Origin of the sequence: Amycolatopsis sp. NPDC059235 (assembly GCF_042754125.1) — a bacterium.
Taxonomy (GTDB): domain Bacteria; phylum Actinomycetota; class Actinomycetes; order Mycobacteriales; family Pseudonocardiaceae; genus Amycolatopsis; species Amycolatopsis albidoflava.
The window spans coordinates 85,522-96,501 of sequence record NZ_JBHZAG010000018.1 but is presented as its reverse complement, the minus strand read 5'-3'; the positions used below and the strand labels follow the sequence as shown (position 1 = coordinate 96,501).

The 10,980-nt window shown below is 69.4% G+C and carries 10 protein-coding genes; 5 read left to right on the top strand and 5 right to left on the bottom strand.

All coding sequences use genetic code 11. From position 1 onward, the window contains the following. Nucleotides 1-331 precede the first annotated feature (331 nt). Nucleotides 332-571 (top strand): hypothetical protein, encoded by a 240-nt coding sequence (locus tag ACFXI3_RS15015; RefSeq protein WP_378399943.1) that lies wholly within the window; start codon nucleotides 332-334, stop codon nucleotides 569-571. A 122-nt stretch (nucleotides 572-693) separates the two neighbouring features. Here ACFXI3_RS15015 and ACFXI3_RS15010 read toward each other — a convergent pair whose 3' ends face one another. From ACFXI3_RS15010 to ACFXI3_RS15000, 3 genes are read right to left on the bottom strand one after another with little or no spacing between them, the layout of a single operon-like run. Further along, nucleotides 694-1,584, bottom strand: coding sequence for an ROK family protein (locus ACFXI3_RS15010; RefSeq protein ID WP_378399942.1), 891 nt, complete (start codon nucleotides 1,582-1,584; stop codon nucleotides 694-696). After that, on the bottom strand, nucleotides 1,581-4,442 hold the full coding sequence (locus tag ACFXI3_RS15005; protein ID WP_378399941.1) for a beta-mannosidase: 2,862 nt from the start codon (nucleotides 4,440-4,442) through the stop codon (nucleotides 1,581-1,583). Before ACFXI3_RS15005 ends, ACFXI3_RS15010 begins: the two co-directional genes overlap by 4 nt. Continuing rightward, nucleotides 4,439-5,872: an APC family permease gene (locus tag ACFXI3_RS15000; protein ID WP_378399940.1), complete on the bottom strand. Its 1,434-nt coding sequence runs from the start codon at nucleotides 5,870-5,872 to the stop codon at nucleotides 4,439-4,441. The genes ACFXI3_RS15005 and ACFXI3_RS15000 overlap by 4 nt, the downstream gene beginning before the upstream one ends. A gap of 302 nt (nucleotides 5,873-6,174) precedes the next feature. Between ACFXI3_RS15000 and ACFXI3_RS14995 the strand changes: the two genes are divergently transcribed. From ACFXI3_RS14995 to ACFXI3_RS14980, 4 genes are all read left to right on the top strand, one after another. Next, a complete protein-coding gene (locus ACFXI3_RS14995) occupies nucleotides 6,175-6,717 on the top strand; it encodes a GNAT family N-acetyltransferase (protein WP_378399939.1) in 543 nt (180 codons plus the stop codon). Next, entirely contained in the window at nucleotides 6,717-7,256 is a 540-nt protein-coding gene (locus tag ACFXI3_RS14990; protein WP_378399938.1) for a GNAT family N-acetyltransferase, read from the top strand. Before ACFXI3_RS14995 ends, ACFXI3_RS14990 begins: the two co-directional genes overlap by 1 nt. Nucleotides 7,257-7,350: 94 nt before the next feature. Continuing rightward, nucleotides 7,351-8,430: a DnaJ domain-containing protein gene (locus ACFXI3_RS14985; RefSeq protein ID WP_378399937.1), complete on the top strand. Its 1,080-nt coding sequence runs from the start codon at nucleotides 7,351-7,353 to the stop codon at nucleotides 8,428-8,430. Nucleotides 8,431-8,469: 39 nt separating this feature from the next. Beyond that, nucleotides 8,470-9,135 carry a DUF998 domain-containing protein gene (locus tag ACFXI3_RS14980; protein WP_378399936.1) on the top strand — a complete coding sequence of 222 codons (666 nt, stop codon included), beginning with the start codon at nucleotides 8,470-8,472 and terminating at the stop codon, nucleotides 9,133-9,135. Here the strand turns inward: ACFXI3_RS14980 and ACFXI3_RS14975 are convergent. Together ACFXI3_RS14975 and ACFXI3_RS14970 are read right to left on the bottom strand one after the other, a co-directional pair. Further along, entirely contained in the window at nucleotides 9,062-10,213 is a 1,152-nt protein-coding gene (locus ACFXI3_RS14975) for a glycosyltransferase 87 family protein (RefSeq protein ID WP_378399935.1), read from the bottom strand. The genes ACFXI3_RS14980 and ACFXI3_RS14975 overlap by 74 nt on opposite strands. Nucleotides 10,214-10,315: 102 nt before the next feature. After that, nucleotides 10,316-10,978: a response regulator transcription factor gene (locus ACFXI3_RS14970; protein ID WP_344278276.1), complete on the bottom strand. Its 663-nt coding sequence runs from the start codon at nucleotides 10,976-10,978 to the stop codon at nucleotides 10,316-10,318. Nucleotides 10,979-10,980 lie beyond the last annotated feature (2 nt).

Here is a 10,980-nt window from a genome sequence, read left to right as displayed (position 1 = left end):
GGATCTAGCGGGATGTTGTGACCGGTCAGAGAGACGATTCGATGCGCGACGGTGCCAGATTGGATCTAGCGGGATGTTGTGACCGGTCAGAGAGACGATTCGATGCGCGACGGTGCCAGATTGGATCTAGCGGGATGTTGTGACCGGTCAGAGAGATAACGAGGAAGAACGAGGAAGCGGCGGCGAGTGCACTGGGCGGGGCAGCCAGGGGTGCAAGGGCGGATCTGGCGCGGCTAGCCACGCCCCAGCTCAAGCTTCTTCGCCGTGGCCGTCAGCGATTCGCCGCCAATCGAATGGCACCGAGACCGCCATCGCGGGCAGGATCACCGGCATGGACTCGGATCTGCCCACAGTCGGCCTGCGCTTGTGGCGCGCCGATGCCGTGGTGCTGTTCGACTGGCTGATGACAGTCGACCTGGACACGGTGCCGATCACCCACCCCGCCCAGAAACAGGCGCTCGCCGACCTGCTGTCCCGATGGGAAGACGCCACGGACAGCGACGTCGCCGGGTCCACAGCCGAAGAAATCGCGGCCGCGCAGAAGGAAGTTGCCAAGGACATGGGCTGGTAGACGCGGGCAATCACGTCAACCGTGTCGGTGCCCGACGCCTGGAGCGGCGCGCAAGAAACCCGGCGAATACTTGGTACCCGTGACCGGCGAAGCGTCCAAACAACCCCGCCGGTCACGGAGTCTCACTCTGCCCGCAGCGCCAACGCCACCGCGCCCAGCAGCGCAGCGTCCTGGTCAAACCGCGCAGGCACCAGCTCCGGCGGGAACGGCACCGCGGCCGCCAAACGTTCCCTCAGGGCAGGCAAAAGCACATCAGCCGACCGAACCAACCCGCCACCGACGGCAATCCGCGCGGGGTCAAAGGCGATCGCCAGGTTGGCCACGTGCATCGAGAGCTCGTCCAAAGCCGACGCGACCAGTTCCTTGGCCTCCGTATTTTCCCGCGCCAAGGCGAACAACTCCCCCGCCGTGACCGGGCGGCCGAGCAGCGCGGTCGCCCGCGTGCCCAGCCACCGGCCTCCGACGGCTTCCTCCAGCGGCGCCGCTCCGCTGGCGAATCCGTCGGCGTCTTGAGGGGTGCGCAGGTTGTACCCGATCTCCCCGGCCGCTCCGTTGGCACCGGTCAGCAGGCGGCCGCCGACCAGGACCGCGGCGGCGATTCCGGTGCCCAGCGACAGGAACACCGCTGGGTCGGCACCGGCCAGGGTGCCCCAGGTCCATTCCGCCAGCGCGGCGGCTTTCGCGTCCGTGCCGACGGTGACCGGAACAGCGGGGAAGGCCGCTGACACCAGCTCGGCCAGGTGGAGTTCTTCCCAGCCGGGCACGTTCGGGGCCAGCAGGATCCGGTCCGGCAGCACGATTCCCGGGCTCACCACGCCGATCGCGGCGAGCTGAGCACCGGAAGCCAGCTTGACAGCGGCGGCCAGCGCCCGGGCGACCACCTGTTCGGCGCCCGCTTCGGCGTCGGTGTCCAGGCGGCGGGTCGCCCGCAGCGTGCCGGTCCGGTCGGACAGACCGAGCGCCACTTTCGTGCCGCCGAAGTCGATGCCCAGGATCAGGTCTTCCGATGTCACTCGCGGGTCCCCTCGATGACCGGCGGGACAGCGCCCTGGCTGTCCCGGTGCGGACCGGCCGGTACCACGACCCGGCCGGTGTTGAACCCGTCGACGCTGACGGTCGGTCGGGCGCCGTGGAGGTCGGCGGCCCGGTAGCGGACGGTCAGCGTCTGCGACTGGCCCGGCCACAACGTGATGTCGTTGTCGTCCCAGGTCGCGGCTGGCAGCTGGGACCCGTCCGTGGAGCGGCGCACGTCCGCGCGCAGGAAGAAACTGACCGCGGTCTTGGACGTGTTGGCGACCGTGACCGTCGTCGCGGTGTCCGTGCCGTCCGGGCCACGCGACGGGCGCGTCGAGGCAGATACCCCGACCTGCGACTTCGGCAGGTCGCGCAGCGCGGTCAGATCGCTGTACTGGCTCATCGTCGCCTGCGGATTCTGCAGCGTCTTCGCCCAGTCCACGACGTCCTTCTGCGTCGACATCCAGTAGACGTTCCGGTCCACGACCTTCCCGGCCTGCCGCACCTGCAGTTCCACGAAGTACACCTGCGCCTTCGCCGGTGCCTTCGTCTCCGCTGGGACCTTCGGCTTCAGCAAGCCGGTCGCGACGCCCTGGCTGTCCAGCGAAACCGCCGGAGCGGTCTGGTCGTCAAGTACCTTGCCCGCGGTGTCGTACACCTTGGCCTGCACGGAAATCCCGTTCTGCCGTGCGGCGCCCAGGTTGGACAGCGCGACCGCGCCGGTATCGTAGGCGTACAGCGCGTGCAGCGGCTTATTCGCCTTCTGCGCACCGAAATACGCGCCCGGCTGGTCGCCGTCGTTGTTGTACAGCGACCAAAGCAGTGTCGGCCAGCCCTTGTTCAGCTGCCAGTACACCACGCCGGTCGACGGGTTCTTCTTGTCGTTGGCGTGCGCGAGGAACGCCTCGAACTGGGAACGGGTGTTCTCGTAGTTCGCGATCTGCGCGGACTCCACATAGGACTCCAGCGAGTCCCATTTCCCGTACCGGCGGGCGATCGACTCGTCCAAGGTGTACAGCGTGCCGAACTTGTAGCCGCCGTGCCCGGATTCGTAGTTCGCGTGGTACTGGTTGTACGCCGGGTCCTGCCACAGCTTCGCCTGCTCCTCCGGCGACAGGAACCGCCGGATCGAATCCAGCGTCGGCACGGTGTGCCCGGCGCTCTGCTCGCTGGCGAAACCCCAGGCCCCGCCCGCGTTCGTGCGGCTCGGGTCGGTCTTGTCGAAGGTCGACGAGTCGTACCAATAGGTCGGCGGAACCCAGTCGTAGGGGCCTTCCTTCTCTCCCGACGGGCCGAGCGTCTTGGTGCTCTTGTACTCCGCCGACGCGATCACCGGCACGTCCCAGTCGGCTGCCTTGAACGCGCTCAGCGTCTCGGTTTCCTGCCGCGGGATCGGCTCGTTGTCGCTCCAGCCGTAGGTGATCACGCTGGGGTGGCTGCGTTCGCGCTGCGCGATCGAGTACGCGGAATCGTGCATGATCCGGTAGTCGCGGTCGGTCAGTTTCTCCGGATGTTCCGGCTGCCAGGCGTCGCAGCAGAGGAATCCGCCGAGCACCAGCAGTCCGGCACGGTCGGCCTGGTCGTAGAAGTCCGCGGGCATGTCGTGGCCTTCGAGCCGGACGCCGGACAGGCCCAGGTTCTTGATCAGCGCGAGCTGGTGCGCGATGTCGGCCTTGTCATAGCGCAGGAACAGATCCGGCGCGAAACCGCCGCCGCGGAACACGAAGTCCCGGCCGTTGACCGCGAATTTCCGCGCGCCGTCCGGCAGTGCCGGGGACTTGCCGATCAGCTTCGACGTCACTGTCCGGATCCCGAACGTGTCCGACGACGAAGTCGACACCACGCCGCCCTGCGAAACTGTCGTACCCAAGGTGTACAACGGCTGTGCACCCATTGAGTACGGCCACCACACTTGCGGCTTGACGATCTTCAACTGCGGGAACTTCGCCGGCGTGAACGTCACGGTTTGCTTGGCATGCGCGGGAATCGTCACGTTCTGCTTAACCACGATCGGCGCGCTGCGGCCCGGCGGCGTCACCGTCGCGGCGACCTCGCCGGTCTGCGGCGTGCCCGCGTCGTTGGTGACGTCGACCTTCGCGGTCAGCGAGGACGTCGACAGATCCGCCGCGTTGTCCTGCACGACGTGCGCGTTGTCGCCGCTCAGCGCGTCCGACAGCTCAAGCGTGGGCGGGTACTGCAGGCCGGTGTTGTTGTCCGGCACGATCTGCGCCCAGTCGGCCTGGTCGAGCGTGTACATCGAATTCGGGTCGTTCGGGTACATCTTGACCGCGAGCGTGTTCTTGCCCGGCCGCAGGAGCTTCGTGACGTCGAAGGTGTGGCCCGCGTACGCGCCGCTCACCACGTCCTTGCCCGCGACGAGCGTGCCGTTCACCCACACGTCGCCCTCGCCGACGACTCCCGGGACGGTCAGCTTCGCGTTCTTGCCCGGACGGAAACCGGGGTCGAAATCGGTGCGGAACCACCACGGGTCCTTGAACTGCTTCGTGGTGACCGGCCCGCGCTTCGTCTGGTAGCCGAAGCACTTGCGCATGTTGTCGGAGTAGAAAACATTGGGGCACTTGCCGTTTTGCACGAGCGCGTTGATTTCGGTGCCCGGCGCGCCCGCGTCGTCCGGCTTCACCTTGAGCCAGCCGTGCGTCGGGTAGCCGGGCTTCGACACCGCCGGGCCGTCGTCCTTGACCTGCGCGGTCGTCAGCACCTGCCAGCCGCCGAGGCCGATCGCCGACGGGCCTTGCGGGCGAGCCGCCGCTTCCGGCTCCTGCGCCGAAGCAGTGGCTGAAACTACGCCGGGGAGGAGGACCAGCGCGGCGATCCCGGCGATCAGCGGTTTCCTCACGACTCCACCCCCGCGGGCTGGGTCGCGAACGCCTCGCGGATTTCCTTGGGACCGAACGGCCACACCTTTTCCTTCGAGGCATAGACCAGGAAGGCGATGACCCCGAGAACGATCCAGCCGATCGACAGCCAGATCGAAAGCCAGCTGGCCGATATGTACACGTAGACCCAGCCGACCAGCGCGATGATCGTCGGCACCGGGTACAGCACCTGCCGGTAAGGCCGCTTGAGGTGCGGCTGCCGACGGCGCAGCACCACGATCGCCGCGACCTGCGCGAGCGACTGGATGATCACCAGCACCGTCACCGCCGCGTTGATCACGTCAGTCAAGGTGAACAGCGAGCCGATCGCGGTGATCGCGCCCATCGCGAGCACGCCCGCGGTCGGGAGGTTCAGCTTCGGGTGCAGTTTGCCGAACACCGGCAGGAACACCTTGTCGCGCGCGGCTTCGAACGGCACCCGCGATCCGCCGAGCAGGCCGGCGAACACCGAACCGACCGCGGCGATCACGATGAAGACGGTGATGATCTTCGCGGTCGCCGAACCCCACGCCTGCTCCAGCACCGACGACGCCACGGACGTCGCGTTCTTGATCTCCTCCAGCGGGGTCGAGCCGAGAACGCCGACCTGCAGCAGGAAGTAGAGCGTCATGATGCCGAGGATGGAGAAGATGATCGAACGCGGGAGCGTGCGGCCCGGGTTCCGGACCTCGCCGCCGAGGTACGCGCTCGTGTTGTAGCCGAGGTAGTCGTAAACGGCGATGACCAGGCCCGCGCCGAGGCCGGACCAGAACGCGCCGCCCGAGCCGAAGGCTCCCGGGGTGAAGTCGAACGCCTGGTGCGCGTCGAAGTGCGAGAAGGCCGCGATGATCACCGCGAGGACGGCGAACAGCATGATCAGGAACAGCGCGGTGGTGAGCTTGCTGATCTGGCCGATCCGCCGGAACAGCGCGAGCACGATCAGCACGACGAGGCCGATGCCGATGACCTTGCCCAGCGGGGTGACGCCGCCCGCGTCGGTCACGCCCGGCACCAGGTAGCCCAGGTACTGGACCAGCCCGATGATGCCGGTGGACATGATGAGCGGGATGAACAGCACCGCGCTCCAGGCGAACAGGAACGGCATCAGCCGCCCGGAGCGGTACTGGAACGCTTCGCGCAGGTAGATGTAGGTGCCGCCGGCCCCGGGCAGCGCCGCGCCCAGCTCGGCCCACACCAGCCCGTCGGCGAGCGCGATGATCGCGCCGATGATCCAGCCGAACATCGCCTGCGGGCCGCCCATGGTCGCGACCATCGCGGGGATGGTGACGAACGGGCCGATCCCGCACATCTGCGTCATGTTGATCGCGGTCGCCTGCAGCGGCCCGATCCGGCGTTCGAGACCGTTCCCCGGAAGGGTCGCGGAGTCCCCCGGGCGGGTGGGTGAGCTCACGTCGTGCCTCCATCCAATAGTTAGTAAAGCTTCTTAACATAAGATGAACGGGGTGCGGAAGGGCTGCGTCCGGAAAGTTGCCGAAACCGGTGCGGGAGTGGGAGAAGGGGACGGTGGGGCGCGGGTCCGCCGGACAGGTCGCGTCCCGGCGGGAACAGGCGTCTCCGGCCGGACGGCGCCGCTGGCCGGGAAGCGCCGAATCCGCGGCGGTCTGCGCGGACCGGCGGAAAATCGGCTGACGAGGCGCCCGCCCGGCTGCGAGACTGATTCCCGTCGTCCACCTGGCCGGGAGCGTTCGCCTGATGTCCCAACCGATCTTGCAGACCGAGCGCCTCCGGCTGGCTCCGTTGTCCGCCGGACATCTCGAGCACCTGGTCGAACTCTCCGCCGACCCGGAGGTGATGCGCTACCTGACCGGTGTGCAGACCCGGGAGCAGTCCGCGGACGAGCTCCGGAAAACCCTCGCGTACGCCGGTCGCGGCCTCGGTTGCTGGGCCGGCTTCGTCGATGCCGCTTTCGCCGGTTTCTGGTCCCTGCGCCCCGGCGAAGCCCCGAACGAGGCGGAGCTGGGATACCGGATGCTTCCCGGGTTTTGGCGTAAAGGACTCGGCAAAGAGGGCGCTGGCGAGATGCTCCGCCACGGTTTCCACGACCTAGGACTCGACCGCGTCTACGCCAGGACGGCAGCGGGCAACCAAGCCTCCCAGGCAACCATGGCCGCCATCGGGCTCCGGCACATCCGCGACTTCGTCGCCGACCCCGAGCACTTCGCCCCGGGTGCCGACCTGCACGCGGTCGAGTACGCCGTCGACCGCGAAGACTGGCTGGCCCGGAACTTCGCCTGATGTCCCAACCGATCTTGCACACCGAGCGCCTCCGGCTGGTCCCGCTGTCCGCCGGACATCTCGAGCACGAGGTCGAACTCTCCGCCGACCCGGAAGTGATGCGCTACCTGGGCGGCGTGCGGACTCGGGAGCAGTCCGCTGAAGCGCTTCGGAAACTGCTCGCGGGCACCACCCCGGGCCTGGGTTGCTGGGCCGGGTTCCGCGAAGCCGATTTCGCCGGTTACTGGGCCCTGCGCCCCGCCGAAGCGCCGGGACAGGCCGAACTCGGGTACCGCCTGCTTCGCAGACATTGGCGCAAAGGACTCGCCAAAGAAGGCTCGCTCGAACTGCTCCGGTACGGATTCCGCGACGTCGGCCTCGACCGCATCTTCGCCGGGACGGCCGTGGGCAACAAAGCCTCCCAGGCGACCATGGCCTCGATCGGGCTCCGGCACATCCGCGACTTCGTCTCCGACGACCCCGACTACTTCGCGCCAGGCGACGACCGCCACGCCGTCGAGTACGCCCTCCGCCGCGAGGAGTGGCTGGCCCGGAACTAGCGTTCACTCCGGCGCGCCGCGGAGGCGGATGGCACCGCGCCCCGGCGACCCCATATCGTTGCGCGGGCAGCCGTCCGGAGGTGGAACCCGAACCGTGCCCGACTACTACGCGGTACTCGGCGTGGGCAAAACCGCGTCCCCCACGGAGATCAAGGCCGCCTACCGTCGGCTGGCCAAGACACTGCACCCGGACGCGGGCGGCACCGTCGGCACCTTCCAGCTGTTGCGCGAGGCTTACGACACGCTCGCCGACCCCAACGAACGCGCTCGTTACGACGCCGGGGTCCCGGCCGCCTCGGTGCCCAAACCCCGGCCCCGGCGGCGATTCGGCGAGCAGCCCGGCTACCGCCCGGAGGCGCCGGACATCGATCCGGAAAGCCTGGAGTGGTGGTCGTTCGCCGCGGCCGACCCGCGCATGCGGCACGGCCGGCGGCGCGGACCGGGGCATACGCCGGTCGTCGCGGCGGTCGCCGGCGCGGTGCTGGTGCTGTTGCCGCTGCTCGCCGGGATCGACTTCACGCCGCCGGTGCTGATCGTCTGGCTCGCGCTCACCGCGGGCACCGCGCTGCTCGTGCACCGGCTCGCCCGCGGCTTCCTGTCCGCGCGTCGCGCTCGGCACGAGTTCGCCGAGGAATTCGGTGGCAGCGCGGTGTTCGGCTCCCCCGGCGCCGAAGCCGACGAGCTGGCTGAACAGCTCACCGCCGACCTGCTGGAGCGGTATCTGACCCGGCTGCCCGGCGCGCGCATCTTCCACGGTCTCGCGTGGCCCGGTTCGGTGTTCGCCGACGTCGACCATGCGGTGCTGTGCGGGAAACGCCTGGTGCTGGTCGAGTCGAAGCTGTGGCTGCCCGGGCATTACGAAACCGCCGAGGACGGGCGGCTGCTGCGCAACGGACGTCCGTTCCGCGGCGGCGGCACGCAGCTGGAAGAAAGCCTGGAGCGCTACCGCGAACTGCTGCCCGGCGTCGCGCTGCGCGGCGCGATGATCGTGTACCCCAGCCGAGACGGCGAAGTCACCACCGCCGAACCGGACGGCGAACCCGGCCCGCCGATGACGCCCGAGCAGTTCCTGCACGAGATCGGCGGCTGGCTGTCCGCCGAACCGTCCACTGTGGACCACAACGCGCTGCGCACGGTGCGGGCGCAGGTCACCGGGTCGGGCCGGGCGGCCTGACTCACCGGGGACATATCCGGCACGTGTCACTCTGAGTACATGACAACAGTGTCCGCTGACCGCCGCCCCGCCGTGCTCGCGCTGGCCGGGATCGGCGCGCTCGCGCTCGGCGCCGTGCTGATGCTGCTGTTGCAGGTGGTGCCGCCGACCGACGAGATCAGCGCGACCTGGCGGACCATCAGCGAATACGGGCTGTCGGACCACAAATGGGTGTTCGACCTGGCCGTCGTACTGGTCGCGGCCGGTTCGGCGGTCGCGTTCGCCGTCCTGCGGCTGCAGGGACGGCTGCCGGTCCTGGCCGCGGTGCTCGGAGCGTTCTGGACAGCCGGGCTGCTGGTGATCGTCGCGTTCCCGAAGACCGACTGGGCCAACGCCGCGGCGACTGGCGCGGGCGGCACCCTGCACCGGATTGCCAGCGTGGTCGCCTTCGTCTGCCTTCCGCTCGCCGTGCTCATCTCGGCGCGCACGGTCTTCCCGGACGCGCCGCGCCGCCGGTTTCTCGCCCGCGCCCTCGCCGTGGCGTCGCTCGCGTGGTTCGCGGTGATCCTCGGCGCGGTCGCGGTCGCAGCAATGACCGGACAGCACTGGTGGCTGCTGATCCCGCTGGGACTTGTCGAACGCGGGATGGCGCTCACCGAACTCGTCGCGCTGGCCGCGCTCGCCGCCCCGGCTCGGCAAACGACCCCCGCGCCAGCCGGACAATGAGCACCGCGCCGACGGCCAACGCACTCAGCACATAAGCGTTCCCGAACACCGTCTCGACCGGATTCCACGACAGCTCCCGGTGCCCGCCCTCGGGAACCAGCATCAGCGCGACCCCGCTGAAAACCGCTCCAGCGCAGATCAGCGCGGCCCGCCTGCCGGAAAGAAGACCGACCAGCGGCACTGCCCAAATCCAGTGGTGCGTCCACGAAAGCGGGCTCACCAGCAGCCCGCACCCCGCCGTCACGAGCAGCGCGGCCCGCGGGTCGCCGCGCCGGTGGAAGTCGCGGACCAGCAGCGCACCCGCCAGCAGGCACAACGCGGCCGCCGCCGCGTACCAGCCGAGCGAGGTCGTGCCCAGCCTCGCGAACATCCCGTGCAGGGACTGGTCGAGCACCCAGTCGACAGCTCCGGCGTTGCGGTTGTCCAGCATGGCCGAGGTCCAGTACCGGATCGAGTCCCCCGGCAGGATCAGCGCCCCGGCCGCGCTCGCTCCGAGGAAGGTCGCCAGCGCGCGCCACGCGTCGGCGCGGCGGCCGGTCAGGAACAGGTGCGGGACGAAGATCAGCGGGGTCAGCTTCACCGCCGCGGCCAGCCCGATCAGCACACCGCCGGATTTGCGGTCGCGGGCGGGCAGCGCGTCCAGCACCGCCATGGCCATCAGCACGCCGTTGACCTGGCCCAGCGAAATCATCCGCCACACGGGTTCCAGCACCGGCAGGAGACAGAGCGCCAGCAGCGGCCGTGCGCGGGCGAACCGGCGCGACACCGACCACAGCGCGAACACCGAACCGACCGCGAGCAGCAACCACGCGAACTGCGCCGGGAGCGCGGCCAGCGGCAGGAACAGCAACGCCGCGCTCGGCGGGTAGGTAAAAGGCAGTTCCAGCGCGGACTTCGGGTCGAGCGCGAGGAGAGGCTCGTAGAGCGGCTGTCCGCGCAGCACGGCCAGCGCACCGGCGCGGTACACCGCGCTGTCCACCCCGAGCTGTGCGCCGCCGAGCCAGCGGACGACGGCGATCCCGGTCAGCGCGGCGATCGCTGCCGCCAGCCCGAGAAGAATCTTTTTCTCTTGGCGCACAAGGGAAAGCTAGGGAGACCAGTGCCTCGGAATCGTCGGTCCGCGGAGCCGTCTTCGGCTGCTCCCCCGGTAGCGTCCCTCGCGGCGAGTGCTACCCGGGTATCACTGGCCCGGCACCACGAACTTCGCCTCGTAGGCCAGCACCACCGCCTGCGCGCGGTCGCGGACGCCGAGCTTGCCCAGCACCCGGCTGACGTGCGTCTTGGCGGTCTGCTCCGCGATCACCAGCTGCGCGGCGATGTCCGCGTTGGACAGTCCGCGCGCGATCAGCCGCAGCACCTCGAGTTCGCGCGCCGTCAGCTCGGACAGCCTGCCGACGTCCTGGGCCGGCGGCCGCGTCCCGGCGAACCCCTCGATCACCCGGCGGGTGACCGCGGGTGCGAACAGCGCGTTGCCCGCGGCCACCATCCGGACCGCGACGACCAGATCGTCCAGCGGGGAGTCCTTCAGCAGGAACCCGCTGGCACCGGCGCTGAGCGCACCGTAGACGTACTCGTCGGCGTCGAACGTGGTCAGCACGAGCACGCGCGGCCCGGCGTCGCGGCCGTCGCCGAGGACGAGCCGGGTGGCGGCCAGCCCGTCGAGGTCCGGCATCCGGATGTCCATCAGCACCAGGTCCGGGCGCAGCGCACGGCACGCGGCCACCGCCTCAGTCCCGGTGGCCGCCTCGCCGATCACCTCGATGTCCGGCTGTGCGTCCAGCACCGCGCGAAAGCTCTGCCGGACCATGGTCTGGTCGTCGGCGATCACCACTGTCACCGCCATGG

Bases quoted from the DNA above. Each gene is read 5' to 3' on its own strand.
- ACFXI3_RS15015 (WP_378399943.1), top strand. From the start codon at position 332: ATGGACTCGGATCTGCCCACAGTCGGCCTGCGCTTGTGGCGCGCCGAT.
- ACFXI3_RS14995 (WP_378399939.1), top strand. From the start codon at position 6,175: ATGTCCCAACCGATCTTGCAGACCGAGCGCCTCCGGCTGGCTCCGTTG.
- ACFXI3_RS14990 (WP_378399938.1), top strand. From the start codon at position 6,717: ATGTCCCAACCGATCTTGCACACCGAGCGCCTCCGGCTGGTCCCGCTG.
- ACFXI3_RS14980 (WP_378399936.1), top strand. From the start codon at position 8,470: ATGACAACAGTGTCCGCTGACCGCCGCCCCGCCGTGCTCGCGCTGGCC.
- ACFXI3_RS14970 (WP_344278276.1), bottom strand. From the start codon at position 10,978: ATGGCGGTGACAGTGGTGATCGCCGACGACCAGACCATGGTCCGGCAG.